The sequence below is a fragment of the Planotetraspora mira genome, assembly GCF_016863275.1.
In the GTDB taxonomy this organism is placed as follows: Bacteria; Actinomycetota; Actinomycetes; order Streptosporangiales; family Streptosporangiaceae; genus Planotetraspora; species Planotetraspora mira.
This window is the reverse complement of record NZ_BOOO01000042.1, coordinates 24,780-50,694: the sequence shown is the minus strand read 5'-3', so window position 1 is coordinate 50,694 and position 25,915 is coordinate 24,780. Positions and strand designations below refer to the sequence as shown.

At 69.8% G+C, this 25,915-nt stretch carries 27 protein-coding genes; 8 read left to right on the top strand and 19 right to left on the bottom strand.

From position 1 onward, the window contains the following. Window positions 1–75: 75 nt before the first annotated feature. Both Pmi06nite_RS35520 and Pmi06nite_RS35515 read right to left on the bottom strand, forming a co-directional pair. A complete protein-coding gene (locus tag Pmi06nite_RS35520; RefSeq protein ID WP_203957586.1) occupies window positions 76–939 on the bottom strand; it encodes a TIGR04222 domain-containing membrane protein in 864 nt (287 codons plus the stop codon). Window positions 940–1,104: 165 nt separating this feature from the next. Next, window positions 1,105–1,875, bottom strand: coding sequence for a methyltransferase domain-containing protein (locus tag Pmi06nite_RS35515; RefSeq protein ID WP_203957585.1), 771 nt, complete (start codon window positions 1,873–1,875; stop codon window positions 1,105–1,107). Between the two features lie 28 nt (window positions 1,876–1,903). Between Pmi06nite_RS35515 and Pmi06nite_RS35510 the strand changes: the two genes are divergently transcribed. Beyond that, window positions 1,904–2,323 carry a helix-turn-helix domain-containing protein gene (locus Pmi06nite_RS35510; RefSeq protein WP_203957584.1) on the top strand — a complete coding sequence of 140 codons (420 nt, stop codon included), beginning with the start codon at window positions 1,904–1,906 and terminating at the stop codon, window positions 2,321–2,323. 25 nt (window positions 2,324–2,348) lie between these two features. Here Pmi06nite_RS35510 and Pmi06nite_RS35505 read toward each other — a convergent pair whose 3' ends face one another. Beyond that, complete coding sequence (locus Pmi06nite_RS35505; RefSeq protein ID WP_203957583.1) at window positions 2,349–3,248, bottom strand: isocitrate lyase/PEP mutase family protein; 900 nt, start codon at window positions 3,246–3,248, stop codon at window positions 2,349–2,351. Between the two features lie 193 nt (window positions 3,249–3,441). On the opposite strand from Pmi06nite_RS35505, the gene Pmi06nite_RS35500 reads away from it, so the two are divergent. Then, window positions 3,442–4,140 carry a DsbA family protein gene (locus tag Pmi06nite_RS35500; protein ID WP_203957582.1) on the top strand — a complete coding sequence of 233 codons (699 nt, stop codon included), beginning with the start codon at window positions 3,442–3,444 and terminating at the stop codon, window positions 4,138–4,140. A 21-nt stretch (window positions 4,141–4,161) separates the two neighbouring features. On the opposite strand, the gene Pmi06nite_RS35495 is transcribed toward Pmi06nite_RS35500, so the two are convergent. Genes Pmi06nite_RS35495 through Pmi06nite_RS35485 form a run of 3 tightly spaced genes read right to left on the bottom strand, consistent with a single transcriptional unit; the run spans window position 4,162 to window position 6,122 of the window. Beyond that, entirely contained in the window at window positions 4,162–4,671 is a 510-nt protein-coding gene (locus Pmi06nite_RS35495) for a DinB family protein (protein WP_203957581.1), read from the bottom strand. A 45-nt stretch (window positions 4,672–4,716) separates the two neighbouring features. After that, the gene (locus Pmi06nite_RS35490; protein ID WP_203957580.1) at window positions 4,717–5,610 is read right to left on the bottom strand and encodes an LLM class flavin-dependent oxidoreductase; all 894 of its coding nucleotides are present in this window, start codon (window positions 5,608–5,610) and stop codon (window positions 4,717–4,719) included. Next, complete coding sequence (locus Pmi06nite_RS35485; protein ID WP_203957579.1) at window positions 5,601–6,122, bottom strand: hemerythrin domain-containing protein; 522 nt, start codon at window positions 6,120–6,122, stop codon at window positions 5,601–5,603. The genes Pmi06nite_RS35490 and Pmi06nite_RS35485 overlap by 10 nt, the downstream gene beginning before the upstream one ends. Before the next feature lie 80 nt (window positions 6,123–6,202). Here Pmi06nite_RS35485 and Pmi06nite_RS35480 point away from each other — a divergent pair, with 80 nt between their 5' ends. Further along, window positions 6,203–6,670, top strand: a complete 468-nt coding sequence (locus tag Pmi06nite_RS35480) for a MarR family winged helix-turn-helix transcriptional regulator (protein WP_203957578.1) — start codon at window positions 6,203–6,205, stop codon at window positions 6,668–6,670. A gap of 235 nt (window positions 6,671–6,905) precedes the next feature. Next, the gene (locus tag Pmi06nite_RS35475; RefSeq protein ID WP_239114426.1) at window positions 6,906–9,176 is read left to right on the top strand and encodes a SulP family inorganic anion transporter; all 2,271 of its coding nucleotides are present in this window, start codon (window positions 6,906–6,908) and stop codon (window positions 9,174–9,176) included. Between the two features lie 82 nt (window positions 9,177–9,258). Here the strand turns inward: Pmi06nite_RS35475 and Pmi06nite_RS35470 are convergent, their stop codons facing one another. Continuing rightward, a complete protein-coding gene (locus tag Pmi06nite_RS35470) occupies window positions 9,259–10,818 on the bottom strand; it encodes a M28 family metallopeptidase (protein ID WP_203957576.1) in 1,560 nt (519 codons plus the stop codon). Window positions 10,819–10,966: 148 nt separating this feature from the next. Between Pmi06nite_RS35470 and Pmi06nite_RS35465 the strand changes: the two genes are divergently transcribed. Together Pmi06nite_RS35465 and Pmi06nite_RS35460 are read left to right on the top strand one after the other, a co-directional pair. Further along, a complete protein-coding gene (locus Pmi06nite_RS35465; protein ID WP_239114425.1) occupies window positions 10,967–11,335 on the top strand; it encodes an ArsR/SmtB family transcription factor in 369 nt (122 codons plus the stop codon). Continuing rightward, window positions 11,332–12,027: a cation efflux transmembrane domain-containing protein gene (locus Pmi06nite_RS35460; RefSeq protein WP_203957575.1), complete on the top strand. Its 696-nt coding sequence runs from the start codon at window positions 11,332–11,334 to the stop codon at window positions 12,025–12,027. Before Pmi06nite_RS35465 ends, Pmi06nite_RS35460 begins: the two co-directional genes overlap by 4 nt. A gap of 43 nt (window positions 12,028–12,070) precedes the next feature. Here the strand turns inward: Pmi06nite_RS35460 and Pmi06nite_RS35455 are convergent, their stop codons facing one another. From Pmi06nite_RS35455 to Pmi06nite_RS35420, 8 genes are all read right to left on the bottom strand, one after another. Continuing rightward, window positions 12,071–12,910 (bottom strand): SMP-30/gluconolactonase/LRE family protein, encoded by an 840-nt coding sequence (locus tag Pmi06nite_RS35455; protein ID WP_203957574.1) that lies wholly within the window; start codon window positions 12,908–12,910, stop codon window positions 12,071–12,073. Between the two features lie 12 nt (window positions 12,911–12,922). After that, on the bottom strand, window positions 12,923–13,870 hold the full coding sequence (locus Pmi06nite_RS35450) for a sugar kinase (protein WP_239114424.1): 948 nt from the start codon (window positions 13,868–13,870) through the stop codon (window positions 12,923–12,925). Then, the gene (locus Pmi06nite_RS35445; protein ID WP_239114423.1) at window positions 13,867–14,490 is read right to left on the bottom strand and encodes a bifunctional 4-hydroxy-2-oxoglutarate aldolase/2-dehydro-3-deoxy-phosphogluconate aldolase; all 624 of its coding nucleotides are present in this window, start codon (window positions 14,488–14,490) and stop codon (window positions 13,867–13,869) included. The genes Pmi06nite_RS35450 and Pmi06nite_RS35445 overlap by 4 nt, the downstream gene beginning before the upstream one ends. A 47-nt stretch (window positions 14,491–14,537) precedes the next feature. After that, window positions 14,538–15,683 (bottom strand): galactonate dehydratase, encoded by a 1,146-nt coding sequence (gene dgoD, locus Pmi06nite_RS35440; protein WP_203957572.1) that lies wholly within the window; start codon window positions 15,681–15,683, stop codon window positions 14,538–14,540. 2 nt (window positions 15,684–15,685) lie between these two features. Next, the gene (locus tag Pmi06nite_RS35435; RefSeq protein ID WP_203957571.1) at window positions 15,686–16,384 is read right to left on the bottom strand and encodes a FadR/GntR family transcriptional regulator; all 699 of its coding nucleotides are present in this window, start codon (window positions 16,382–16,384) and stop codon (window positions 15,686–15,688) included. An 87-nt stretch (window positions 16,385–16,471) separates the two neighbouring features. Continuing rightward, window positions 16,472–17,302 carry a carbohydrate ABC transporter permease gene (locus tag Pmi06nite_RS35430; protein WP_203957570.1) on the bottom strand — a complete coding sequence of 277 codons (831 nt, stop codon included), beginning with the start codon at window positions 17,300–17,302 and terminating at the stop codon, window positions 16,472–16,474. Continuing rightward, window positions 17,299–18,234, bottom strand: a complete 936-nt coding sequence (locus tag Pmi06nite_RS35425; protein ID WP_203957569.1) for a carbohydrate ABC transporter permease — start codon at window positions 18,232–18,234, stop codon at window positions 17,299–17,301. The genes Pmi06nite_RS35430 and Pmi06nite_RS35425 overlap by 4 nt, the downstream gene beginning before the upstream one ends. 2 nt (window positions 18,235–18,236) lie before the next feature. Beyond that, window positions 18,237–19,526: an ABC transporter substrate-binding protein gene (locus tag Pmi06nite_RS35420; protein WP_203957568.1), complete on the bottom strand. Its 1,290-nt coding sequence runs from the start codon at window positions 19,524–19,526 to the stop codon at window positions 18,237–18,239. Window positions 19,527–19,875: 349 nt separating this feature from the next. On the opposite strand from Pmi06nite_RS35420, the gene Pmi06nite_RS35415 reads away from it, so the two are divergent. Then, a complete protein-coding gene (locus Pmi06nite_RS35415) occupies window positions 19,876–20,472 on the top strand; it encodes an RNA polymerase sigma factor (protein WP_203957567.1) in 597 nt (198 codons plus the stop codon). A 10-nt stretch (window positions 20,473–20,482) separates the two neighbouring features. After that, window positions 20,483–21,601: a hypothetical protein gene (locus tag Pmi06nite_RS35410; RefSeq protein WP_203957566.1), complete on the top strand. Its 1,119-nt coding sequence runs from the start codon at window positions 20,483–20,485 to the stop codon at window positions 21,599–21,601. A gap of 21 nt (window positions 21,602–21,622) precedes the next feature. Here Pmi06nite_RS35410 and Pmi06nite_RS35405 read toward each other — a convergent pair whose 3' ends face one another. The 4 genes from Pmi06nite_RS35405 to Pmi06nite_RS35390 all read right to left on the bottom strand — a co-directional run bounded on the left by Pmi06nite_RS35405 (window position 21,623) and on the right by Pmi06nite_RS35390 (window position 25,860). Beyond that, entirely contained in the window at window positions 21,623–22,621 is a 999-nt protein-coding gene (locus tag Pmi06nite_RS35405; RefSeq protein ID WP_203957565.1) for a LacI family DNA-binding transcriptional regulator, read from the bottom strand. 67 nt (window positions 22,622–22,688) lie between these two features. After that, complete coding sequence (locus Pmi06nite_RS35400; protein WP_203957564.1) at window positions 22,689–24,074, bottom strand: GH1 family beta-glucosidase; 1,386 nt, start codon at window positions 24,072–24,074, stop codon at window positions 22,689–22,691. After that, window positions 24,071–24,904, bottom strand: coding sequence for a carbohydrate ABC transporter permease (locus Pmi06nite_RS35395; RefSeq protein WP_203957563.1), 834 nt, complete (start codon window positions 24,902–24,904; stop codon window positions 24,071–24,073). Before Pmi06nite_RS35395 ends, Pmi06nite_RS35400 begins: the two co-directional genes overlap by 4 nt. Next, window positions 24,901–25,860, bottom strand: a complete 960-nt coding sequence (locus Pmi06nite_RS35390; protein WP_203957562.1) for a carbohydrate ABC transporter permease — start codon at window positions 25,858–25,860, stop codon at window positions 24,901–24,903. Before Pmi06nite_RS35390 ends, Pmi06nite_RS35395 begins: the two co-directional genes overlap by 4 nt. Window positions 25,861–25,915: the final 55 nt, after the last annotated feature.

Genomic DNA, 25,915 nt, shown 5'->3' with positions numbered 1-25,915 from the left:
CGGAAACGGAGGCGACATTACCGGAGCCGGTGGTTCTTCCGACACGAAACGATCGTTAACGCGGATGGGATCCGGTCAATACGATCCCGTTCCGTACGGAAGCCCACTGGTGTGATTGCCGCTTCCGTCGTCGTGGCCGTCCGAAGGAAGTCGCGTCGGCTTCCAGGCCCACGAGCCGTCCGCGTCCAGAGGGATCACATCCACCGTGCCGAGCCCTCGCCGCACCTCGAGTTCGTCCGCGGCCGAGCCGCCCTGCAGGGCCACCGCGACGTCCGGCATCCCCCGGAGGTTCCCCTCCTTGTGCCGGGTCAGCGCGCGTGCCAGCACGAACCGCCCCGCGTCGGTCAGCGGGACCCTGCCGTTCGCGCGGGCGACCCGCCACGCGGCCTCCCCGGCGACCACGGCGACGAGTGCGATCACCGCGCTCAACGGCTGGCGCTCGAAGGCGGCGAGCACCACGACACCGCAGGCGATCCCCGTGGAGAGCCTCAGGAGCCGCCGGCTCCAGCCTGGAGCGCTGTAGCCGGGGGGCAGCAACAATCTCTGGCGGGTGAGCCGCTCCGGCAGATCGGCGATCGCGGCGCCGCCGTACATCCCGGCGCACAACTCGCCGACGGTGAGACGGCCGTCGCGGGACGCCAGAGTGGTCACCGCGGCGTCCTCGACCGCGTTCGTCCTTCTGCCGGCCGAGGCGAGTTCGATGTCCCCGTCGCCGCCGAGCCGTACGGCCTTCGTCCGGACCAGGGCCGTCAGCGCCGTCAACACGACACGGCGCGGGCCGCCCGCGAGATAGGCCAGTTCGTAGAGACCTGGATGGCGTTCGACGGCGTCGCGCGGCACCTGGCGTGAACGGCGACGCGCTTCGCGATCCGTCAGCACGAACAGGACGACCGTGAAAGCGGAGCCGAGGGACAACAATTCGACTGACAGCTGCGACATCCGGTCACCTCGCGCCCGCTGCGAATACACCCCCACAACGCGCGCAGAATGCCGATCGGTTCCAGCTCCGGCGAAGCGCCGATTTCCGGTCGGGACCTTCAGGAGACTTTCGGAAGGACCATGAAGAGGCAGGCGGCGACCGGGCCGCCCATCGTGATGACGCCGTCAGGGGCGGCGCCCGAAAGCGAGGAACACGGGGAAGGCGAGGAACAGCCGGTCGAAGCGGGCGCGGTCCGCCTGCTCCGCGATCCATGCGTCCCGCTGCTTTCGCGTGATGACGCCCGACTCGTGTACGGCGCGCGCGAGGCCTGCCAGCAGGGGAAGCATGAGCTCCCCAGTGAACACGCCGATGTGCGCCTCGGCGTGCACGTCCTCGAAACCCGCATCTCGCAGCAGGTTGCGATACCCGCGGGCGGCACGCGGACTGGGCACCAGGTCGGCGCGCGCGTGGACGATGGTCCGGGTCAGCGCGGGATCGGCGGAGTCGATGACGAGGGCGTCCCAGTCCTGCCCTATCAAGACGACGTGCCCACCGGGGGTGAGAACGCGCCGGGCCTCCTCCAGCGCTCGGGCCGGGTCGCCGATCTCGTGGAACACCTTCTCCGCCCGGTAGCCCGCGACCTCGCCGTCCTCGAAGGGCAGAGCACCGGCGTCGCCCGTACGGAAGTCGGCGTCCGGCCACCGGCGGCGGGCGATCGCGATCATCTCCGGGTTCATGTCGACACCGATCGCGCGCCTGCCCCGCTCGTTGAGCTCGGCGACGGCCCGGCCGGGCCCGCACCCCACGTCGGCGATGGGTGATCCCGTGCCGAGGAGCTCGTAGGACCTGGCACGCAGCGCGGCGGCCGCGGGCATCGTGTCGATCGCGTCGAGCATTCCGACGAGCGTCTCTGCCGGACCGGCGGCCGTCACGTCTGCTTCAGAGTTCTTGACCATGCACGCCAGGATGGAACTTAATGTCGACATGAAGTCAAGCGCGCTCATGACCATCGGCGACGTCGCGGCGCGTTTCGGCCTCGCCACCCATGTGTTGCGCCATTGGGAGTCGATGGGCCTGCTGTCGCCCGTCCGGGTGGGCGGGGACAGGCGACGCTACGGCCCGGACGATCTCTACCGGGTCGCGACAATCCTTCGGGCCAAGGAGGCCGGATTCGGTCTGGGCGACATCCGGGAGATGATCGACACCCCTGATCCGGCCGCCCGGCGTGAGGTGCTCCACCGGCATCGTTCGGATCTCGCCCGCAGGATCGACGAGGCACAGGCGTCGATGGACCTCATCGATCACGCCCTGGACTGCGACCACGACGACTTCACCCGGTGCCCGAACTTCCGGCGGGCGGTCCTCCGACGCGTCGGCGCCTCCCCGCACGTCCCGCGGCCCTGACGCCATACGGCCGTGCGGGCGCGGCTCAGTCGTGTTCTTCGTACCGCTTCTCGAGTTCCGTGTGTTCGCCGAGACCGATCAGCTCGTTGAAATCCTCGAAAAGGATCATGTCGTCGAGCACGCCACGCGTGTCGCCCTTGGCCGCGAGTTCCTCCAGATAGGTCCTCAGCCCCTTCGCTGCGGCGAAGGCCGTGCCGAGCGAGAAGAGCGCGAGCGCGTAACCCATCTCCTCAAGCGCGCGGACGCCCGGCATCGGCGTGCGGCCGCCCTCTATCTGGTTGCTGAGCACGGGAACCGTGCCGCGGAAGGCCGCGCAGACGCGCCGCATCTCGTCCTCGCTCTCGGGGGACTCGATGAACAACATGTCCGCACCGGCCTCGTGATAGGCGGCGCCCCGGTCGAGTGCCTCGTCGAGCCCCATCGTCGTGCGCGCGTCGGTGCGGGCGATGATCAGGAAGTCGGGGTCGGTGCGCGCGTCGACCGCCGCCTTGACCTTCTCGACCATCCGGCTCACCGGGATCACCTGCCGTCCGAGCATGTGGCCGCAGCGTTTGGGGAAGGTCTGGTCCTCGATGTGCATGCCCGCCGCGCCCGCCTTCTCGTACGCGCCGACAGCCCGGCGGACGTTCAACGGATTGCCGTAGCCCGTGTCACCGTCCGCGATGAGCGGCAGGTCGACGGCGTCGCAGATGGCGGAGACCCGCATGGCCATCTGCGTCATCGTCAGGTAGCCGACGTCGGGCGCTCCCAGCAGGCTGGCGGAGGTCTCGAAACCGCTGAGATAGATCGCCTTGAAGCCGAGAGATCGGGCGATCCGGGCACCGGTCCCGTCGTAGGCGCCGGGCGCGACCAGGATCTCAGGCGCGCTCAGCAACTCCCGCAGCCGAGTCGTCCGCTTCATCGTCTCCATCGCCGGATTCGTCATCGGTCACACCGCCCTCGATCGCCGATGCGCAGTGGCGGATCATCCGTATTTTCGAGGATATAAGCGCAGTTAAGACGACAAAGGGGTCAGGGTTCCTATCCGGTCCTCGAAGGACGCCGAGGCCGGGCGCGGACGACGACCGATGTCCCATTAGGGTGCCTTGCGAACGAACATTAGGGAGAGGCAGCCGGTCGTGAACTCTGTGGATGTCCCGCCGAGCCGGAGTAGAACACGCAGGTACTCGGCCATGCTCGTCGCCCTGGCGGTCATCGTGGTGTCCCTGGTGGCCAACCTGTCCCCGCAGGAGCCCACCGCTCCGGCGCGCGCCGACGCGATCGAGCAGTTGGTCACCCTGCGTCCGGACGGCAGCGTCATGGTGGCCCGGCCCGGCGTGGTGCGCCCTGTTCTCGAGGTCTACGAGGACTTCCAGTGCCCCGTGTGCCAGGAGTTCGAGCGGGGGAACGGCAAGGTGGCCAGGCAGGCCGTGCTCCGCGGAGAGATCGCGTTGCTCATCCATCCCATGACGATCTTCAGCGAGTCGCCGATGCACGAGAACTCGCATCGGGCGCTGTCGGCCTCGTTGTGCGTCACCGACCCGGAGAAGTGGCTGGCCTACCACGACGCCCTGTACGCCGGTCAGCCGGAGGAGACGCAGGACGGCGGGTTCGCCATTGCCGATCTGGTGGCCCTCGCGGAGAAGACCGGCGTCCCCTCGGCCGACTTCGCGGACTGCCTCTCGTCCGAGGACACCTCCGACAAGGCCGACGAGATGTCCAGGGCGGCCTTGCGGGACGCGGTGCAGGGCACTCCGACGGTCCGGATCGACGGACAGGACATCGACTGGAGCGCCCCCTGGGGAGGCACCGAGCCCGACCAGGCCACCACGGTCTGAGCCTCCGGCGCGGGCGCTCCCCTACGCCGTGGCGCCCTCGAGATGATCGCCGGTGGCTCCGTCGATCAACTCCCGCAGGATGTCCATGTGGCCGGCGTGCCGGGCCGTCTCCTCGATCATGTGGATGAGCACCCAGCGCATCGACACCGTGGCGCCGTGCCACGCCGTGCCGACGCCGTCGATCTCGACCTCCTCGATGACCTTGTCCGCCGCCACCCGCGCCCGTTCGTAGAACGCCAGGATCTGCTCGGTCGTCTCATGCGCCAGCACGCGCAAGTCGGCGTCCTCGTCGTCCTCGTCGAACGGGAGCGGCTCGGTCTCACGGCCGAAGGTCTCGCAGAACCAGCCGTACTCCACACTGGCCAGGTGTTTGACGAGTCCGAGCAGGTTCGTCCCCGACGGGGTCATCGGCCGCCGCAACTGCTCGTCATCGAGGCCTCGCAACTTCCAGACCACCACGTCGCGGTGACGGTCGAGACTGACGTGCATGCTCTGCTTCTCGTCAGCGGTGTACGGCACTTGTCGCTTCATGGGCCGGACGCTAACAGCCCGCACCGACAGCCTTGACCGCCGGCCTCAGCCCGCGTCGAGCAGGGCGCGGACCCTCGGCACGACCTCCTCGGCGAACAGGCGGAACTGTGTGGCCGGCGCGTCCGTGGGCCAGAAGACGAACGTGTCGAAGCGCAGCCGGGTGGCCCAGTCGGCCAGGGTTTCGGCCCACATCTCGACGGGGCCGTTCAGCCCCTGACCACCGGTCTCGGGCCCGATCCCGCCGAGCACGTTGTAGATCCGGCGGATCCGGTTCGGGTCGCGACCGGCGTCCGACGCCGCCTCGTCGATGACCTCCTGCAGCGGCGGCACCTCGTCGGGCGAGATGTAGATGTTCAGCGGGCACACCCATCCGTCGGCCAGGTGACCGATGAGCCGGAGCATCCGCGGCTTCTGCGCGCCCACCCACAGGCCGATCTCACGGCTCGGCGGGGGTCCGGGCTGGTACCCCCGGATCCGGTGGTGGTCGCCGAGAATGGCGAACGGGCGAGCCCCCCAGGCCGCCTTGATGATCTGCAGGGCCTCCTGCGTGGCCTCGACGTTCCCGGCGGGAGTCCGCGACGGGCCGCCCATCCCGGCGATGGCGTCCGCGAACGCCCCCGCGCCCACGCCGAGCTCGATCCTGCCGCCACTGAGCAGGTCGAGCGAGGCGGCGGCCTTGGCGAGCATCGCCGGCGGTCGCAGCGCCAGGTCGGCGACGTCGGGGAAGAACCTGATCCGCTCCGTCCTGGCGGCCAGATGGGTGATCAGTGTCCAGGTGTCGAGGAACCCCGGCTGGTACGGATGATCCTGGATGGCCACGAGGTCGAGCCCGGCGGCGTCCGCGATCCGGGTGAGGTTCGTGATCTCGTCGATGGCCGCGGCGTCGGGCGTGACCGACACACCGAACAGCACAGGCGGGCGGGAACCGTTCACTGCCATGGCCACTTTCTCCACTTCCGCAACGTCGGGTTGATCGACTTCTCCTCGAAGTCGAGATGCTCCAGCAGGTGTGTGGCCAGGTCGGTGAGCGCGCCGATCAGTGCCCGCCGGGTGTCGGCGTTCTGACCGTCGCCGAGCGCCTTCGCCAAGTCCTCGACCGTGTCCAGGAGGACGGCCACCTTCTTGTGGTCGGACTCCAGGCGGTCCACCGTCCGCCCGAGAGTGGGGTCGGCCCGGCGCAGGGCGGGGAACAACATCGCGCTCTCGGACTCGTGATGGTGATGGACGAACTGGCAGTACTGCAGGCAGTTGACGCGCAACTGCCACAACGGCCCCCGCGTCTGCAGGGAACGGATCGTCGTCGTGATGTGCGTGGACGAGGCGCCGGAGGCGACCCGGGCGGCGAGCTCCTGCACGGTCCGGAGATCCCGCCGAACCATGCCGTGAACCCAGGCGAGCTCGCGCACCAGATGCTCCCCGGGCGCCCCCGGCGAGACCTTGCGTTGAGTCATGCCGTTGACCGTACCAGATCGTTGAAGTGCTTCAACTATTTGCATTCCATCGATCATTGACAGTCTGTTAGCATACGGTCATGGCACTCGAGGACCTCCCGACGGGGACGAGCGGCACCGACCGGCTCGGGTTGCTGCTGGCCCGGCACGGAGGGATCACCAACCTCCGCATCCGTGACGCACTCGGCGTCAACGGGCTCACGTCGCGCCAGGGGATCGTGCTGATGAACCTGGCGAGCGCCGGACAGATGAGCCAGCAGGCACTCCTGGAGGCCCTCGAGGTCGACCCCAGCGTCCTGGTCGCGATCCTCAACGAACTCGAGCGCGCCGGGCTCGTCGAACGCCGTCGCGACCCCGCCGACCGGCGGCGCCACATCGTGGAGATCACACCGGCGGGAAGAACGGCCACGACCGTGGCCGAGGACGCGATCGCGGCCGTGGAGCGCGACCTGTTCGCCGATCTCGACGACGAACAGGTCGCCCAGTTGCGCCGGCTCCTCTCCCGGGTCAGGACCTCGCCCAACGACCCGGCGTGCACGGAGGCCTGACCGCCCGGCGGGTCAGGACGTCGCGAAGGGCACCGGAGAGGGCGGGCGGACGCGCCCGGATGGGCCCACAGGGCGCGCCGTCAACGCCGTCAGCCGCGCTCGCCGGGGAGCGGAAGCCGATGTGATCTCTTACCTGTCCCTTCTCCATGGCTTGCGAAATTCCTGGTGATCTGTGTCGTAAGTTCATTCAGTGACCCACTGTGTCGGAGTAAATCCAAAGAGCTACTTGTTGTCCGTGTTGCGGAATGACGTTCCCGCGTCGCTCGTGGTGTTCCTCGTCGCGGTTCCGCTGTCGCTGGGCATCTCGGTCGCGTCCGGAGCGCCCATCGCGGCCGGCCTCGTGGCCGCGGTCATCGGCGGAGTGGTCGCGGGCGCCTTGGGTGGATCGGTCGTCCAGGTCAGCGGGCCCGCGGCGGGGCTCGCGCTGATCGTGGCCGAACTGGTCCACAAGTTCGGCTGGCGGGCGACCTGCATGATCACGTTGCTCGCCGGACTGTTGCAACTCCTGCTCGGCCTGGTCCGCGTGGCGAGGGCGGCGCTGGGCGTCTCCCCGGCGGTCGTCCACGGCATGCTCGCCGGAGTGGGAATCGTGATCGCGTTGTCCCAGGTGCACATCGTGCTGGGCGGCAAACCCCAGAGCTCCGCCATGGAGAACGTCCTCACCCTGCCGGCGCAGATCGCCGACCACCACGGCCACGCCGTCCTGATCGGCCTGCTCACGGTGGGTGTCCTGCTGGTGTGGAGACGGCTGCCGAAGGTCCGCGTCGTGCCCGCCCCGCTGGCGGCGCTGCTGATAGCCGCGGTGCCCGCCGCCATGCTCGGCTGCCTGACCAAGATCGACCTCTCCGGCGGCTTCTCCTCGCTCCAGCATCCGCTGCTGCCGCAGGGCGAGTGGTTCGCCATCGTCTCGGCCGTCCTGCTCGTCGCCCTCCTCGCGGGCGTTGAGTCGTTGCTCACCTGTGTCGCGTCCGACCGGATGCACTCCGGACCGAGGGCGAACCTCGACAGGGAGCTCACCGCGCAGGGCGTGGCCAACGTCATCTCCGGCGCGTGCGGCGGGCTCCCCGTGGCCGGCGTGGTCGTCCGGACGACCACCAACGTCCGGGCGGGAGCGCGCAGCCGCTGGTCGACGGTCTTGCACGGCGTCTGGATCCTGGTGTTCGTCGTGGCATTCGGCTGGATGATCGGGCTCATCCCGATGGAGGCCCTCGCCGCGCTGCTGATGTTCATCGGCGTTCAGATGGTCAACCTCGGCCACGCGCGCAACCTCCGCAACCATCGGGAGATGCCGATCTACTTCGTGACGATGGCCGGCGTCGTGGTGATCGGGCTGGCGGAAGGCGTCGCCATCGGCCTCGCACTGGCGGCGCTGCTCGCACTCCTGCGGCTCACGAGGGTCTCGGTGCGGGTGCGGGAAGCCGACGGACGCTGGAGGGTCGCCGTCGACGGCTCGCTCACGTTCCTCGCCGTGCCCCGGCTGACCAGGTCGCTGGCCGCGGTCCCCACCGGAGCGGCCGTCGACCTCGACCTCAACATCGACTTCATGGACAACGCCGCCTTCGAGGCGCTACAGGCATGGCGGCTGGAGCACGAGCGCGGCGGCGGCACCGTCGACGTCGACGAGGTGCACAGCGAGTGGTACGTCAATGCGGTCAGCGGCACACGGACGTCGCAGGGGAAGACGCACATGCGCCACGACCAGTGGTGGCTGCCCTGGGCCCACCGTCGCGGCCGCCTCGACCCCGCTTGGCCGTCCAGCGCTCCGCCGGAGTCCGGACACGCGTACGGCGCGGGCGTCCACGACGCGGCGCCGTCGACCGACGTCGAGCGGGCGGACGGCGCGGCGCTGCCCGGCCTGATCGAAGGCGCACGGGAGTTCCAGCGGCGGACGGCGCCGCTCATGCGCCCGCTCCTGCACGGGATGTCCCGCGACCAGGCACCCTCTCACCTGTTCATCACCTGCGCGGACTCGCGGGTCGTGCCGAACCTCATCACCTCCAGCGGACCCGGAGACCTGTTCACCGCGCGCAACATCGGGAACCTGGTGCCCCGCGCCGCGAGCGCCCCGCCCGACGAGTCGGTCACCGCCGCGATCGAGTACGCCGTGGGCGTGCTGGAGGTGCAGACGATCACCGTGTGCGGGCACTCGGGATGCGGTGCGATGGCCGCGCTGCTGGGCAAGACGCCCGACCTCCCCGGGCTTCGCGGCTGGCTGCGTCACGGGACACTCAGCCTGGATCGTTTCCGGTCCTTCGAGGAGTCAGAGGCGGCAGAGGAGCCGCCAGGCCCAGACGGGGCGTCCGGCGGGAGCCGGCTCGACAAGCTCTGCCGGATCAACGTGATCCAGCAGTTGGACAACCTGCGCACCCATCCGCTGGTCGACGACCTCGTCCGATCGGGACGGCTCGAGCTGACCGGCCTCTACTTCGACATCGGTACGGCACGCGTGCACGTGCTCGACGACGACGGCTTCACTCCGGTTCCCGAGCGGTCCGTCACGGAGTGAGCGACGCGAACGTGGTCATGCGCTCGGGGAAAACGCATGACCACGTGACGCGCAGAGACTACCGAACCGGTTATCGGGTGGCTTACCGGGCGAGCCCTCCGGCCACCTGCACGCCCGACACCTGAGCGCCCTTGGCACGCGCCGCCGCGGCGGCGGGCCGTACGTCAGGTCCGGGCAGGTTGCCGCTGAACGCGTAGACGACCGCCGCCGTGACGATGGCGCCGGTGTTCAGCGCGAGCGCCTTGTCGTTGATGTTGGCGATGGTGTCGCACGCCTGGTGGTAGCAGGCGTCGTAGGCCGCGCCCGCCGTCCCGCCGAACAGTGCCTGCTCCTCGGGCGTCTTGATCCCCTCGGCTCCCGTGAACAGGCCGCCCGAGGGAATGCCCACGGCGATGAACGGCCCGTAGTCGGAGCGCCCGTCGAAGTCGGTGCCCACGTGGCCCTGCCGGAGGGTGTTGAAGTACTTCTCGAAGAGCTTCTCGATCTCGTCGGAGCCGGCGGGACCCGCGGGCGAGCCCGTGGCGTCGGAGTCGTCCCCGTCGTAGATCTTGAGCGCGTAGTTCGGCGAGCCGACCATGTCGAAGTTGAGGTACAGCTTGATCTTGGCCGCGTCCGCGGGGGACAGGCTCGCGACATAGTGATCGGAGCCGAGCAGACCCAGTTCCTCCGCGCTCCAGAACGAGAAGCGCAGCTTGTTCCTGGTCGGGATCTTGCCGAGGGTCTCCGCCACCTCGAGGATCGCCGCGCTGCCCGAGCCGTTGTCGTTGATCCCCGGGCCGGCGAGGACGCTGTCCAGGTGGGCGCCGAGCTGGACCACCTTGTTCGGGTCGCCCCACTTGGAGTCGGCGATGACGTTCTGGGTGGTGCGGATCTCGCTCGTGGTGTCGGTCTCGATGCGCACCACGGTTCCGGCCGGGCTCGAGAGGTCCTCTCCGATGGTGAAGCCGACGCCGACCACGGGGATCGTGACCGTGGGCGCGCTCAGCGTTCCCTGGAGGGTCTCGGTGCGGCCCGGCTGGCCCTCGTTGAAGATGATCGCGCCCGCGGCGCCCGCGGCCTGCGCGTTCTCCGCCTTCACCTGGAAGTTGCAGGTGCCGCGCTGCAGCAGGGCGATGTTGCCGGGGGTGAACGAGGCGAAGTCCGCCGACTCGCACCCCGAGGTGCTGCTCGGCGTGGGGGCCGGCGGCAGCACCAGGTCGACGTTCTGCACGGTTCCCGTCACGTCGCCGGACCCCGAGTAGGTCATGGTCGCGAACTCCCCGACCGCGCTCCCGTCCGGAGGAGTGGGGGCGTAGGTCCTGGCGTCCGGAGAGACCTGCTGCAGAGTGGCGGTCGAGTGCTCCTCGTAGAACGGGAACTCGAAGGGCTGCACCGTCACCTTGTAGCCGGCCTTCTTCAACTGCCCCGCCACATAGTCGCGGGAGGCGGCGAATCCCGGTGTCCCCGCGGCGCGGGTGCCGTTGTTGGCGTTGGCTATCGCCTGCAGCTTCTGCAGGTGCTGCTTCACTCCGGGGGCAGAGATCGATCGCGCCAGCTGCGCGGGGTCCGGATCGGCACTGGCCGGCCCGGCGAGCGCCAGAGGGAGCAGGAGCGCGGCGGTCGCGGTGGCGATGCCGGCCCTGCGGCTTACGGGGATGCGCATTGGTCCTCCTTTGGATCCAATGACGGGATATCCACCAACCTTGTCCATGGGAACCTAACCTCAGTCAGGATTCCCGTGAAGGGCCCCCGGCGCCCTGGATCAACGATTCAGCTTGCACTGAATTCAGTGGCTGGTTTACCGTTAGAGGGTGCCTGCCACTTCTCCCGGTCCCCGCGTCGCCGTGGACGCGGACGCGCTGGCCCGCGTCGGCGTCGCGCTCGCCGACGCCACCCGGCGCCGTCTCCTCCTCACGCTGCTCGAAGGCCCGGCGTTCCCCGCCGACCTGGCCGAACGGCTCGAGCTGACCCGCGGCAACGTCTCCAATCATCTGTCCTGCCTGCGCGGTTGCGGGCTCGTCACGACCACACCGGTCGGCCGGCGCGTGCGCTACGAACTCGCCGACCCCCGTCTCGCGGGCGCGCTGGCCGACCTGGCCTCGCTCGTGCTGGTGGTCGAGCACGACGAGTGCCCGCCCGGCTCGCAATGTTGCGACGACGACGCGAGGCCCTCGCCATGACGGCGGCCTCGATCGGCCCCTCGCCGGCCCGGCGCCTGGCGCTGGCGCGGCGGATCCGCCTGCTCGTCGCGGCGACGATCACCTACAACGTGGCCGAGGCCGCGGTCGCGCTCACCGCGGGGACCGCCGCCTCCTCGGCCGCGCTGGTCGGGTTCGGGCTCGACTCGACCATCGAGGTCGCCTCGGCCCTCGCCGTGGCCTGGCAGTTCTCCGGCGCCGACCACGAGCGCCGGGAACGGGCGGCCCTTCGGATCATCGCCCTGTCGTTCTTCGCCCTGGCCGCATATGTGTCCTTCGACGCCGTCCGCGCGTTGCTCGGAGCGGGCGAGGCCGCGCACTCCACGACGGGGATGGTCCTCGCGGCGCTGTCCCTCGTGGTCATGCCGGTGCTCTCCCGGGCACAGCGCCTGGCCGGACGTGAACTGGGCTCCGCGAGCGCGGTGGCCGACTCCAAGCAGACCCTGTTGTGCACCTATCTGTCCGCCGTGCTACTCGTCGGGCTGGCGTTGAACAGCCTGTTCGGCTGGTCGTGGGCCGACCCCGTGGCCGCCCTGGTCATCGCGGCCGTCGCGCTCAAGGAAGGCCGCGAGGCGTGGCGCGGCGACGCCTGCTGCGCCGTACCGGGTGCCGCGGGAGTGGAGACGCAGGACGGCTGTGCCGGAGGATGCGCCTGCTGCGGGGAGCCCGCGTGAGCCGCTGACCGTTCCCCAGGTCCGGCCCGGCGCCGGGGAAAGGTCAGCCGAGCAGAAAGCGGCTCGCCGGCCGGCCCTGCGCGACGCCGTCCATCGCGTAGACCGCGCCCGCGCCCCGCGGAATCGGGTCGAGGCCGTACGCGGCGGAGGTGACGAACAGGCGACCGCCGATGAGGCAGACGCTGGTCGGCTGGGGAGTGGGCACGGCAACGACGAGGTCGAGCCGGCCGTCGGGTGCGTAGCGGTGTACGGCGGAGCCGCCCCACACCGCGACCCACAGATGACCGTCCTCGTCCACCGTCATCCCGTCGGGGCTCCCGTCCGCGATCGTGGCGAACACGGACGGTTCGCCGAGGTCGCCGGTGACCGGGTCAACCGGGTGGCGGTCGATCCGGCCCTCGGCGCTGTCGGCGAGGTACATGGTCCGGCCGTCCGCCGTGAACGCCGGTCCGTTGGGAACCGTCAGGCCGGTCCGCACGGCCGTCACGGTCAGATCCGCGTCCACCCGGTAGAGGACGCCCGCCCCCCGCGTCCCGTCGTACGGCATGCCGCCCATCCAGAACCGGCCCGCCGGGTCGCAGACCGCGTCGTTCACCCGGGAGGTCGCGGGCATCGGCCGGTCGATCCAGTCCAGTGCGCCCGACGCCTGGTCGAGCAGCGCGACTCCCCGACCGGCCGCCGCGATCCAGGTGCCGGGACGGCCCGCCACCGGGGCCACGGCACCGAGCGGAACGCCGACCGTGACCAGTTCCTCAGCCGGCCCCGGCCGGTCGGCCGAGGCGGCGAGCAACCTCCCGGCGAGGATGTCGACGAAGACCAGCCGCCCGCCGATCCACCTCGCCCCCTCACCCAGCTCGCAGGATGCCGGGCACCAGACGTCCATGTCTCACCTCGTTCAGCGCAGCGTGGATCCGGGCAGGGCGTCGAGCAGTCCGAGCTCGGCCCGGGTGGGCAGTCCCTCCCAGTCACCGGGAGAGGCGACGGCGAACGCACCGGCGGTGACGGCCCGGTCGAGGCGTCCGGCCAGGTCCAGGCCGTCGAGCAGGCCGGACAGGTGACCGGCGACGAACGCGTCGCCCGCGCCGACGAGATCCGTGACCTGGACGCGCCTGGCCGGTGTGTGCACGGTCTCCACCGGGGTGTGGCCACTCGCTCCTTCGGCTCCGCGCTTGACGACGACCTCGGACACCCCCAGGTCCAGGAGGGCCGAAACCCGGTCGCGTTCCGTCGTCGCCGAGGCGGGCGCGACCAGTTCCAGCTCGTCGTCGGACGCGACGACCACCGACAACGAGGACGCCAGCGGGCGCAGGACCTCGGCGGCCGCGTCGCGTGTCCACAGGCGCGAGCGATGGTTCACATCGAGGCAGACGCGCACACCCGCGGCCGCGGCTGTGCGCACCGCCGCGCGGACGGCGGCGGCGGGCCCCGGGCCGAGCGCCGGCGTGATGCCGGTGACGTGCAGCAGCCTGGGGAGCGGGTCGAACGCGGGCAGCACGTCGGCGGTGTCCAGGAACGAGCCGGCCGACCCCTCCCGGTGATAGATGACCCGGGTGAGGTCGCCGATCCGCCGCTCGAACAGGATCAGCCCCGTGGGCCCCCGGCCGTCGGCGCGCGCGTGGGAGACGTCGACCCCTTCGGCGCGGAGCGTGCGGAGCACGAGCTCGCCCGTCTCGTCCGCTCCGACGAGACCGGTCCACCGGACCCGGTGGCCGAGGCGGGCGAGGCCGATCGCGACGTTGGACTCGGCCCCCGCAACCGACAGGCGCATCGTCCCGCCGAGCCTGATGGGGTCGCGGGCCCGCAGAGCGGCCATCGTCTCGCCGAAGGTGACGACGTCGATCACAGCGCGTCCAGGAAGCTCTTGATCCGTTCCTTGAGTGCGTCGATGCCGCCGCCTGCCGCGGCGTCGCCGACGAGCGGGGAGCCGACGCCGACCGCGACCGCACCCGCATCCAGGTATTCGCGGGCCTCCGCGACGCCGACCCCGCCGACCGGCACGAACGGGACCTGCGGGAACGGATCGCGCAGTGCGCGCAGGTGGCGCGTTCCCCCGAGGGAGGCCGGGAACAACTTGATGGCGGTGGCTCCCTCGCTGAGCGCGGTCACCACCTCGGTCGGGGTCAGCGCGCCCGCGAGCACGGGCAGCCCCAGCTCATGACCGGTCCGCACGGCCTCGCTCACCGCCGGGGTGACGAGGTAGGACGCGCCCGCGTCCGCCGCCGCGCGGGCGTCGGCGGCGGTGACCACCGTCCCCGCTCCGAGGCCCGCCGACTCCCCGAGCGCCGCCCGAGCGTCACGGATCACCCGCACCGCGCCGGGGGTCACGAGGGAGACCTCGATCAGCTCGACGCCCTCCTCGGCGAGCGTGATCACCGTGCGCAGCGCGGCGTCCGCGTCCGTCCCGCGGACGATCGCGAGCAGGCGCCGCTCGGTCAGCGTCTCCAGAAAGCTCTGTTCCTTCACCGTTCCATCCGTTCCGCGGCCGATAGGAGCCGCCAGGTCCGCACCCGTCACCATTCGGCGAGCCCGCCGTCCTCGTGCCGCCAGACCGGGTTGCGCCACGCGTGCCCGGTCCTGTCCGCCCGGCGCACGGCGGCCTCGTCGATCTCCACGCCCAGCCCCGGCGCCTCCGGCCGCGCGGCGTGGCCGTCCACGAAACGGAAGACGGCGGGGTCGGCGACGTAGTCGAGCAGGTCGGCGCCCTCGTTGTAGTGGATGCCGATCGAGTGCTCCTGGATCAGGAAGTTCGGCGTCGCGAAGGCGACCTGCAGGCTGGCCGCCAGGGCGATGGGCCCCAGCGGGCAGTGCGGGGCGAGCTTGGCGTCCCACACCTCGGCGAGCGCGGCGATCCTGCGGGTCTCGGAGATGCCGCCCGCGTGGGAGAGGTCGGGCTGCACCACGGAGACCCCGGCCTCCAGAGCGGGCCGGAAGTCCCACCGCGAGTAGAGCCGCTCCCCCGTGGCGACGGGAACGCTGCTCGCGGTCACCACGTCGCGCAGCAGGTGCGGCCGGTCGGGCAGGATCGGCTCCTCGGCGAACATCGGGTGATATTCGGCGAGGAGCGGCAGGATCCGGCGCGCGTCCGCCGCGGAGACCCGGCCGTGGAAGTCGACGGCCACGTCCCGCGCCGGGCCGAGCACCTGCCTGGCCAGTGCCAGCCGGTCCACCACCGCCGCGACGTCGGCCGCGGTCGCGAGGACGGACATCCGGCCGGCGGCGTTCATCTTCACCGCGGTGAAGCCTGCCTCGATCCTCTCCGTGATGCTCTCGGCCAGTTCGGCGGGCTCGTCGCCGCCGACCCAGGCGTACATGCGGACCCGGTCGCGGACCGGGCCGCCGAGCAGCGCGTGGACCGGGGCGCCGTAGGCCTTGCCCGCGATGTCCCACAACGCCTGGTCCAGGCCGGCCAACGCGCTGGACAGCACCGGACCTCCCCGGTAGAAGCCGCCGTTCGCCATCACCTGCCAGTGGTCCTCGATGCGCAGCGGATCCTGCCCGACCAGGTATTCCGCCAGCACGTGCACGGCCGCGCGCACCGCCTCCGCACGGCCTTCCACGACTGGCTCGCCCCAGCCGACGACGCCCTCGTCCGTCTCCACGCGGCAGAACAACCAGCGCGGCGGGACGAGGAACGTCTCGATCCTGACGATTTTCATCGTCACCCCCGATTCTTGATCTCTTGTTCGTCCTTGGCCGCCTGCTCCAGCAGGACCCGCATCGCACGCTCTGCGCCGTCGGCGTCGGCGTCGCGGACCGCGTCGAGCACGGCCTGGTGCGGCGGCAGGAAGTCGTCCTGATGCCCTTCTGCGTGGACAAGCAGGTCACGGGCTCGCAGCCCGATCTCGATGATGTACTCCATCCGGATCAGGAGTTCGTTGTGCGAGGCCTCAAGAAGCTGACGGTGGAAGGCCAGGTCGGCCTCGACGATCTCCTTGGCCCCCACCCCCGGGCTGACCGCCGCGAGCGTGGCCGTCAGCCGGGCGACGTCCTCCTCCGTACGGCGCGACGCCGCGAGCCTGGCCCCCGCAGGCTCCACGATGATCCGCACCTCGTACAGGTCGTCGAGCATCCCGGAGCCCGCGGGGTCCTCGAACTGCCAGCGCAGCAGGTCGGGGTCGAGCAGGCTCCACTCGGAGCGGGGGCGCACGAAGGTGCCGCGCTTGGGCCGGGCGTCCACCAGTCCCTTCGCGGCGAGCACCTTCAGCGCCTCACGCACGACCGTCTTGCTCACGTCGTAGGTGATCTCCAGCGCCTCCATGTCGAGGGTCGAGCCGGGGGCCTCCTGGCCCGTGACGATTCGCCGGCCGATCGCCTCGACGACCTGCCCATGTACGCCACGGCCCGGGTAGACGCTCAATTTCGCCGTCCTCGTATGGGGGAATCTGTGATCATGCGGAATCTTTCACCGAGCTCCCGCCGCCGTCCACCAAGACGCCGAGCCGTGTCATTTGGAGGATCCGATCAGCAGTCCCGAGATGAAGTAGCGCTGGAAGCGCAGGAACACGATCACGGTCGGGATCGCGGCGATCACGGTGGCCGCCGCGATGACGTTCCAGGAGGAGACGAACTCCCCCTGCATGCCGAGGATGGCGGGCGTCACCGGCAGCTTCTGCTCGTCGCGCAGAAGGGTGATCGACCACAGGAGGTCGTTGAACGTCCAGGTGAAGGCCAGCGAGCCGAGTGCCGCCATGGCCGGCTTGGTCAGCGGCAGCACGATGCGCAGGTACACGCCGAAGGTGGTGGCGCCGTCGATCTTCGCGGCGTGTGTGACCTCTTCGGGGATGCCCCGCATGAAGCCGTGCAGCACGAAGACGTAGAAGCCGAGGCCCACCGCGGTGAGCACGACGATCATGCCGATCCGTGAGTCGAAGATCCCGAACTGCTCGGTCAGCTTCAGCACCGGGATCAGCAGGAGCTGGGCCGGCAGCAGGTTGCCGGCGAGCATCAGCAGAAGCAGGGTCTTGCGGAACGGGATGCGGTGCCTCGCCAGGCCGTAGGCGGCCATCGACGCGAGCAGCAACGTCACGATGACGACGGGGACGGTGATGAGCAGGCTGTTCACGATCGAGTGCCATTCGCCCGACTCCAGCGCCTGCTGGTAGGGGTCGAAGGTCAGGCCCTTGGGCACACTCGCGAGCCCCGCGTCGGCGAGGTCGTCGAAGGTTCGCAGCGAGGTGACGACCACCAGCGCGAGCGGGACAACCCACAGCGCCGCCAGGATCGACATCCCCCCGTGGAACAACCACGGCCTGACCCGGGAGTTCGTGGCCGTCATGCGGACTCCTCATCGCGCAGGCTCCGGACGAGATAGACGACGATCGTCCCCACAGTCAGCAGGAAGATCACCACGGCGAGGGCCGAGCCGTAGCCGAGTTGCGATCCGAGCAGTCCGGTCGAGAACTGGTAGGTGCTCAGCAGTTCGGACGAGTGGTACGGGCCGCCCTTGGTCAGCGCCCAGACGATGTCGAAGGAACGCAGCGCGTCGATCACGGTGACCGCGAGCACGACCGTGGTGATCGGGCGGAGCTGCGGCAGCGTGACATGGCGGAACCGCTCGAAGGCGGTGGCCCCGTCCACCTTGGCCGCCTCGTGCAGCAGGGGGTCGACGGTCTTCAGCCCCGCCAGGAACAGCACCATGATGTAGCCGACCTGCCGCCAGAGCGCCGGGACGATGAGGGCGTAGAGCGCCGTCTCCGGTTCGCCGAGCCAGATGCGCGCCTGGTCCTCCAGCCCGACGGCGGCGAGGAGGCCGTTGACCACACCATCCGGCTGGAAGATCATCCGCCATACCAGCGCGGTCACGACCATGGAGAACACGACCGGCAGGAAGAAGATCGCCCGGTAGACCCCGATCCCCTTTCGCGGCTTGTCGAGCAGCAGCGCCAGTCCCAGGCCGCCCAGCACGGACAGCCCGCCGAACAACACCAGCCAGATGACGGTGTTGCGCAGTGCCGTACGGAACGTCTCGTCCGACCACATCCTGGCGTAGTTGTCCAGGCCGACGAAGACGGGCGGCGCGATGCCGTCCCATTGGGTCAGCGAGATGTAGACGCTGTTCAGCGCGGGCCAGAAGGTCCAGAACATCTCCAGGCCGAACGGGATCAGCACGAACGCGAGGAGGACGAGCGTCTCACGGGATCCACGGCGGACGCCCACGGAGAGGGCGCCCGGACCACCGCGCGAGACGGCCTTGGGAACGGCGGCCATCGTCAGTTACCGCGCGCCTTCGCGGAGTCGCTCTGCCACTGCTTGAGGATGTCGCCGGCCTCGTCGGGCTTGTCGATGAACCGGACGAGCGCCGTGGTGAGCGCGTTCAACTGGTCGTCGTTGGAGTCGCGGTTGAAGAACTGGGTGACGTCGGCCGCCGAGGCCACCATGGCCCGGCCCTTCTCCAGCAGCGGCGTCGACACGGGCGACTTGGCGTTGCTGTTGGCCGGGATGAGGGTGCTCCCGGACGTCTTGAGGTAGAGCTCCTGGGCCTGCGGGGTGGCGACGTACTTCAGGAACGCCGTGGCGCCCTCCGGGTTCGCGGTGCGGGCGCTGGCGATGAAGCCGTCCAGCGGCGCCTCCTCCGCGACGGGCACGTTGGCGTCGATGATCGGGAACTGGAAGAAGTTGACATCGGCCTTGACGTCCGCCGGCGTCGCGTCGCCGAGGAACGTGCCGGCCAGGAACATCGCGTCCTTGCCCTGCTGCCACTTCGCCGAACCCTCCTGGAAGGCCAGGCCCTTGCCGTCCGGGTCGAGGTACGGCAGGACCTCGCGCCAGGTGTCGAGCACCTTGGCGACACGCGGGTCGGTGTAGGCCTCCTGGCCGGCGAGCAGCGCCCGGTGGAAGGTCGCGCCGTTGATGCGCAGGTTGAGGTAGTCGAACCACGACGCGGTCAGCCAGGCGGAGTCGGCCAGCGGGAGCGCGATCGGGCTGACGCCCTTGCCCTTCAGGGTCTTGCACAGGGCGATGAACTCGTCCCAGGTCTTGGGCTCGGAGACGTCCCACTTCTCGAAGTTGGACGTGCGGTAGAACATGCCCCACCAGTAGTAGTTGGTGGGGACGAAGATCTTCTTGCCGGAGGCGTCCGTCGACAGGTCCGCGAACTGCTTGCTGTAACCGTCCGCGGGGAACGCCGACGTGGCGTCGAGGAGCAGCCCCTGCTTGGCGAAGTTGCTCGCGATCTCACCGGCGAACCAGGTGAGCATGTCGGGCGGCGTGGCCAGGGTGAGGTCGGCGCGGATCTGCTGCTGGAAGGCGGCCGGCTCCATCGTGTTGAGCGTCGGCTTGTACTGCGGATTCGCCTTGACGAACTCATCCAGCAACGCCTGCATGGCCTTGCGTCCGCCGTCGCTGGTCTCGCGGGACTTCAGCTGCAGCGCGGTGGACTTCGCGCCGGATCCCGCGGCCGGCGAGGGGGTGCTGGTCGCGCACGCGCTCAGAGCGGACGCGACGCCGAGCGCGCCGACACCGGCGAGGAAGCCGCGTCGGCTCACGATGGGGTGACTCACAGGGGGACCTCCGTAAGGAACCGGTGGGGGGTGGGTCCGGCCGAGACAGAGGAAACCTTGGCACTCCAGCTCGAGCGCCGTCAATAACTATTCATAAAAAATGAAAATTTAGACCTCTCACGGGCATGCGGTACCCACCGCGTATGCCGGTCACAGGCGCGACAAAGCGGATGTAACGTCCCCTGCGTTCCGGCTCACCTCGACCTCCCCCGTCCGGCCGTTTCGCCGAGCGCGACCGCACCGGCCCTCCGCCTCCGCGCTGAGGGAACCCGATTCCCGGTTCAGGGAAAAGCCGGTGAGGCGCACACCGCGCACGGCCGGACCCCCGGCTGCGAGAGACAGGAGCCGTATGACTGTGACGACCCGGCAGGGCGTGAGCGACGCCGCTGCCATCGAGCAGTCGTGGCGCGAACCTGAGGTCTTCGCCGTGCTCTACGAGCGGCACGCACCCCACATCATCCGCTACGTCGCTCGCAGGCTGGGTGACGATCTCGCCGACGACGTCGCCGCCGAGACGTTCTACCGGGCATTCGAGAAACGCCGGCAATACGACCTCGGGCGACCGGACGCCAGGCCGTGGTTGTACGGCATCGCCGCCAACGTCATGGCCCAGCATCACCGGAGGGAGACCCGGATGCTGCTGGCGTTCGCCCGCAGCGGCGCCGACCCCGTGGCCAGGACCGTCGGAAGTCAGATGGACGGCGCCGACGACCGAGTGGTGGCGGCCGGGATGCACCGGTCACTCGCGGCGGCCCTCGCCGGTCTCAGCCGGGCGCACCGGGAGGTTCTGCTGCTGATCGCCTGGGCCGACCTGTCCTACGAGGAGGCGGCCCAGGCGCTCAGCACCTCCGTGGGCACGGTGCGGTCACGGCTGCATCGGGCCCGAAGGAAGATCCGCGCCGAGATCGGCGACGAGAACCCCCTGTCCGTTTCAGAGGAAGGCTGAGGTGCCGACCGTGAACGACCTCGATCTGGTGCGCGCGATGCGCGCCGACACCGCTACCCCGTCGCGGCAGCGCCTGGACGCCGGCCAGGAACGGCTCCTGGCGGCCATCGCGTCCTCGCCGTCGCGTGCCGTGAAGACGGGACGGGGTCTCAGGGAGATACGACGCATGCTGCTGGCCGGCGCCGCGGCGGCAGTCGCCGCCGCTGTTGCCGTGGCCACCCAGGTGGGCGTCCACCCCGGCTCGGTGGACGTCCGCCCCACCACGCTGCATCCCCTTCCTGCCGCGGACGCCGACTACACCGATCTGCTGGTGGAACGCGCCTCCTTCGGCTGGCTGCCGGACGGCCTGCACGCCAACGGCTACGGCATCGACCGTCAGTATCAGGACGCCTTCACTATCACCGCGATAAGGCCGGGGACCAGGTCAGGCGTGACTCTCATCGACCATGGGCGCGGCAAGGAGCCGGACCTGCCGCACCTGCCCGGCGGCGTCCCCGGCAAGCGGATCCCCGCCACGCCCGTCAACGGCCACTACGCCTACTGGACATTCGCACCCGACGAGAACGGGCAGTCCACGTTCGAGCTGCGCTGGCAGTACGCCCCGGACAGCTGGGCGGAGCTGGCGGGCAACGGGCTGCACGGCAGCAGCGCCGAGCTGACCACGATGGCGTACAAGATCGCCGAATCGGTGCGGTTCGGCGGCACCCGGCCGATCGCGCTGCCCCTGCACGTCGACGGCGTGCCCGGCGGATTGACGCCGACGACGGCGGGGCTCAACAACGGCGCGTTCGACGAGGTCAGTGTGGGCCTCTCCTTCCTCGAACCGGGGGCTTCCATCCTGGAGATCAGCATGATCAAAACGGACGGCACCATCGGCACCGGCGTCCCCGACGAGCAGGGAGCGATCCTCGGACTACCCCGTCCCAACACGAAGCTGAACGGCCACCCCGCCTACCGGACACCACGCTTCGTGTACGTCTACGGAGTCAACGGCTTCGACGTCAGCATCAGCGCCACCGGCGCCATCCTGGCCAAGCTCAACGAGACCGGCGGAGTCTCCGGCCTGTTCCTCAGGACGACGGTTCTCGGCACAGACGAGGCGCAATGGACCACGAAACCGGTCAACTGATCTCCGCTGCCGGGCGAGGCGCTAGGTGGACTCTCTGACCACGAGTTCGGTGGGGAGGATGATCGGGACGGCGGGCTGCCCCTTGAGCAGGGCGAGCAGCAGCGTGACCATGGCCGCGGCCTGCTCGGGGAACGGGTGACGCATGGTGGTGAGCGGCGGCTCGGCGTAGCTCGCCGCCTCGATGTCGTCGAATCCCACGACCGCGACGTCGTCGGGGACGCGGCGGCCCGCCTCACGCAACGTCCGCAGGGCGCCGATCGCCATCAGGTCGTTGGCGGCGAACACCGCGTCGAGCCCCGGGTCGTCGCGCAGGAGTTGCCGCATCGCGGTCGCGCCCGACTCCCGGGTGAAGTCGCCCACCGCCACGATGGAACGGCGGTCGGAGTCGCGCAGGACCGTGCGGTAGCCGGTCAGCCGGTCCTGCCCCGCGATCATGTCCGGAGGACCGGCGATGGTGGCGATGCGCCTGCGGCCCCGTTCGAGCAGGTGCCGGACGGCCGCCTCGGCCCCTCCGACGTTGTCGTTGTCCACATACGGCAGGGCGATGTTGACGGCCGGCCTGCCGTACGACACGACGGGGACGCGCATCCGCGCGAGCGCGGCCGGGATGGGGTCGGCGCCGTGCATCGAGATCAGCATGACGCCGTCCACGTGCCCGCCGGTGAGATACCGCTCGACCCTGCCGTGGCTCGTGCGGTCGCCGACCAGCATCAGCACGACCTGCTTGTCCGCCGCCTCGAGCTCGGCGCTGGCCGAGCGGATGACCGTGGAGAACATCGGGTCGTCGGAGAAGACCCTGGTGGGCGGCTCGGACACGACGAGGGCCACCGAGTCGGTCCGCTGCGTGACGAGGCTGCGTGCCGCCAGGTTCGGGACGTAGCCCAACTCGTTGACGGCACGCAGCACCGCGTCGCGGATCCCCGGCGTGACCGTGGTCTCTCCGTTGACGACCCTGGAGACCGTGGCACGGGAGACACCCGCCCGCGCGGCCACGGCCTCCAGCGTGGGCCGCTTCGTCATGCCCTCTCACGGGTCACGGGCTCGTCGAGCATGCTCACCGTCTCCCTCGGCCTCCAGAGTGGGTGGCTCAGGCCAGCCCGTTGCGTTCGATGACCCCCCGGTACCACAGCGCGCTGTCCTTCAGCAGGCGGCGCTGGGTGCCGAAGTCGACCCGCACCAGGCCGAACCTCCGGTGATACCCGTCATGCCACTCGAAGTTGTCCAGCAGCGACCACACGAGGTAGCCGCGGAGGTCGGCGCCGGCCTCGATCGCGGCGTGGGCGGCGCGCATGTGCCCGTCCAGGTACGCCACGCGATCGGCGTCGTGGACCTGGTCGCCGACGACGACGTCGTCGAAGGCCGCGCCGTTCTCCGTGACGATCAGCCCGACCTCGGGGTAGTCGTGCGAGAGCCGTACCAGCAGTGAGGACAGGCCGTCGGGACTGATCGGCCAGCCCATCGCGGTGGTCGGCTCGTCGGAGCCGTCGAACCCGATGCCCTCGCTGCCGGGCCATGCCGGATCGGCCGGCTCACCCGGCTTCGCGATGACATAGGTGGGGTTGTAGTAGTTGATGCCCAGCAGTTCGATCGGCTGGTGGATCACGTCCAGGTCGTCGTCGTGGATGTGCCCGAGGCCCGCGCGGCGCTCCATGATCTCGAGCAGTTCCGTGGGATAGACGCCGCGCAGCGCCGGGTCGAGGAACTGGCGGTTGAGCAGGACGTCGGCCCGGTTCACGGCCTCGGCGTCCGCCTCCCCCGCTCCGTGCGTGATGACCGGCGACAGGTTGAGTGTGAGAGCGATCTCCTCGACGCCCGCGGAGCGCAGGGCCGACGTGGACAACCCGTGGGCGAGCAGCAGGTGGTGCGCGGCCCGCAGTGCGTCCGCGGCGTCCGTACGGCCGGGCGCGTGCACGCCGTTGCCGTATCCCAGGAAGGCCGCCACCCACGGCTCGTTCAGTGTGGTCCAGGTCTTCACCCGGTCGCCCAGCCGGGCGTGCACGGCCAGGGCGTAGTCGGTGAAGCGGTAGGCCGTGTCCCGGTTGGGCCAGCCGCCGTGGTCTTCCAGACTCTGCGGCAGGTCCCAGTGGTAGAGCGTGACGTAGGGGTCGATCCCGGCATCCAGCAGCCGGTCGACGAGCCGGTCGTAGAAGTCCAGCCCGCGCATGTTGGTCGGCCCCGAGCCGTCGGGCTGCACGCGCGGCCAGGAGACGGAGAACCGGTAGACCCCGAGGCCGAGGTCGGCCATCAGCCGCACGTCGTCGGCGTAGCGGTGGTAGTGGTCGCAGGCCACGTCGCCCGTGTGGCCCGTGGCGACCCTGCCGGGCGTGTGCGAGAAGGTGTCCCAGATCGACGGCCCCCGGCCGTCGTCCCGCGCGGCGCCTTCGATCTGGTAGGACGCGGTGGCCGCGCCCCAGAGGAAACCATCAGGGAAGACCAGCGTCTGCCCCCGAGTCTCGACGGTGGTGATCGTCATCCCTTGACAGCTCCTTGCATGATTCCTCCGATGATCTGCTTGCCGAGCAGGGCGAAAACGATGACGAGCGGCAGCGTGCCGAGCGTGGTGCCGGTCAGGCTGAGCGCGTAGTCGCTGACGTAACCCGCGGCCAGCGTGGACAGGGCGACCTGGACGGTGGGGTTCTCAGGGGTGAGCACGATCAGCGGCCAGAAGTAGTCGTTCCACGCCGACATGAACGTCAGCATGCCCAGCACCGCCGCCGCCGGACGGGCCACCGGCAGCACCACGTGCCAGAAAAGGCCCCAGGTCGTGCAGCCGTCCACGCGGCCCGCCTCCAGGAGCTCGGTCGGCAACGCCCGGGACAGGAACTGCGTCATGAAGAACACCCCGAACGCGTTGACCAGGGCGGGGACGATGAGCGCGTACATCGACCCGGTCCACTCCAGCTTCACCATGATCAGGTAGAGCGGGATGATGCCGAGCTGCGTGGGGACCATCATCGTGGCCACGGTGATCAGCAGGAGTGCGTTGCGCCCCCGGAAGCGCAGCTTGGCGAAGGCGAACCCGGCGAGCGTCGAGAAGAACATGACCGCGATCGCGATCGACCCCGCCACCAGGACGGAGTTCAGCAGCGCCAGCGCGAACGGGACGGTGTCGAAGACCTTCTCCACGTTGGCGACGAAGTTGCCTCCCGGCCAGAGCGGCGGCGGCACGTCGGCCAGCGCCGAGTTGTCGCGGGAGGCGACGACCACGCTGTAGTAGAGCGGCAGCGCCGAGAAGAACACCACGGCGATCAGCGTGAGGTAGGTGAGCGTGCGGGCCTTGCCCGAACCCAGCCGCGGGATCATGTCAGGTTCCCCCCCGAACGGCGGGTGAGCAGGTAGTTGACGCCGGCGGCGATGACGATGAAGACGAACATCATCCAGGAGATCGCCGAGGCGTAGCCGAAGTCGAGCTTCGCGAAGTTCTCATAGATGAACAGCGAGAGCGTCTGGTACTGGCGGTCGGGGCCGCCGGTGGGGCTGTAGGTGCCGAACAGCAGCGGCTCCGCGACGACCTGCATCGCCCCGATGGTGGAGGTGATGACCACGAAGACGATCGTGGGCTTGATCATCGGAATGGTGATCTTCCTCAGTTGCGTGAACCCGGAGGCGCCGTCGATGGTGGCGGCCTCGTAGAGGTCACGCGGCACGGCCTGCATGGCCGCCAGGAAGATCAGCGCGTTGTAGCCGGTCCAGCGCCACATGATCATGGTGGAGATGGCCACGTGCGAGCTCGCGGTCCCGGCGTTCCAGTCGATGGCGCCGACGCCGAACCACGACAACACCCAGTTGATCAGCCCGTAGTCGCGGCCGAAGAGCTGGCTGAAGATGACCACGACGGCGACGACGCTGGTGACGTTCGGGAGCAGCAGCGTGACCCGGAAGAGCGTCTGGGCCCGGAGCGGGCGGTTCAGCAGGTGCGCCAGCCAGATCGCCAGCAGCAACTGCGGGACAGTCGACACCAGCCCGATGGACACGGTGTTGAAGGTCGCGTTCCAGAAGTAGTCGTCGCCGAGCAGGAAGGCGAAGTTGTCCAGGCCGACGAACTTGTGGACGTCGGAGAGCAGCGTCCAGTCGTGCAGGCTCACCCAGGCCGTGTAGACCAGGGGGAACAGCCCGAACGCGCAGAACACCAGCAGGAACGGCATGACATACGCGTACGGCGAGGCCTTGACGTCGAGCCGGTACGCGAGTTGCCGGCCGAACCGTTCAGACCTGTGGCGCGGGACCGCCGTCGGACGGTCGGGGGCGCGGGTGGCCACAGCGGGTCCTCTCTTGGTTCGTGAGATCGTTGGGGTGGCCGGCTCGCTTGGTCCG

Bases quoted from the DNA above. Each gene is read 5' to 3' on its own strand.
- Pmi06nite_RS35520 (WP_203957586.1), bottom strand. From the start codon at position 939: ATGTCGCAGCTGTCAGTCGAATTGTTGTCCCTCGGCTCCGCTTTCACG.
- Pmi06nite_RS35515 (WP_203957585.1), bottom strand. From the start codon at position 1,875: ATGGTCAAGAACTCTGAAGCAGACGTGACGGCCGCCGGTCCGGCAGAG.
- Pmi06nite_RS35510 (WP_203957584.1), top strand. From the start codon at position 1,904: ATGAAGTCAAGCGCGCTCATGACCATCGGCGACGTCGCGGCGCGTTTC.
- Pmi06nite_RS35505 (WP_203957583.1), bottom strand. From the start codon at position 3,248: ATGACGAATCCGGCGATGGAGACGATGAAGCGGACGACTCGGCTGCGG.
- Pmi06nite_RS35495 (WP_203957581.1), bottom strand. From the start codon at position 4,671: ATGAAGCGACAAGTGCCGTACACCGCTGACGAGAAGCAGAGCATGCAC.
- Pmi06nite_RS35490 (WP_203957580.1), bottom strand. From the start codon at position 5,610: ATGGCAGTGAACGGTTCCCGCCCGCCTGTGCTGTTCGGTGTGTCGGTC.
- Pmi06nite_RS35485 (WP_203957579.1), bottom strand. From the start codon at position 6,122: ATGACTCAACGCAAGGTCTCGCCGGGGGCGCCCGGGGAGCATCTGGTG.
- Pmi06nite_RS35480 (WP_203957578.1), top strand. From the start codon at position 6,203: ATGGCACTCGAGGACCTCCCGACGGGGACGAGCGGCACCGACCGGCTC.
- Pmi06nite_RS35470 (WP_203957576.1), bottom strand. From the start codon at position 10,818: ATGCGCATCCCCGTAAGCCGCAGGGCCGGCATCGCCACCGCGACCGCC.
- Pmi06nite_RS35460 (WP_203957575.1), top strand. From the start codon at position 11,332: ATGACGGCGGCCTCGATCGGCCCCTCGCCGGCCCGGCGCCTGGCGCTG.
- Pmi06nite_RS35455 (WP_203957574.1), bottom strand. From the start codon at position 12,910: ATGGACGTCTGGTGCCCGGCATCCTGCGAGCTGGGTGAGGGGGCGAGG.
- dgoD (WP_203957572.1), bottom strand. From the start codon at position 15,683: ATGAAAATCGTCAGGATCGAGACGTTCCTCGTCCCGCCGCGCTGGTTG.
- Pmi06nite_RS35430 (WP_203957570.1), bottom strand. From the start codon at position 17,302: ATGACGGCCACGAACTCCCGGGTCAGGCCGTGGTTGTTCCACGGGGGG.
- Pmi06nite_RS35425 (WP_203957569.1), bottom strand. From the start codon at position 18,234: ATGGCCGCCGTTCCCAAGGCCGTCTCGCGCGGTGGTCCGGGCGCCCTC.
- Pmi06nite_RS35415 (WP_203957567.1), top strand. From the start codon at position 19,876: ATGACTGTGACGACCCGGCAGGGCGTGAGCGACGCCGCTGCCATCGAG.
- Pmi06nite_RS35405 (WP_203957565.1), bottom strand. From the start codon at position 22,621: ATGACGAAGCGGCCCACGCTGGAGGCCGTGGCCGCGCGGGCGGGTGTC.
- Pmi06nite_RS35400 (WP_203957564.1), bottom strand. From the start codon at position 24,074: ATGACGATCACCACCGTCGAGACTCGGGGGCAGACGCTGGTCTTCCCT.
- Pmi06nite_RS35395 (WP_203957563.1), bottom strand. From the start codon at position 24,904: ATGATCCCGCGGCTGGGTTCGGGCAAGGCCCGCACGCTCACCTACCTC.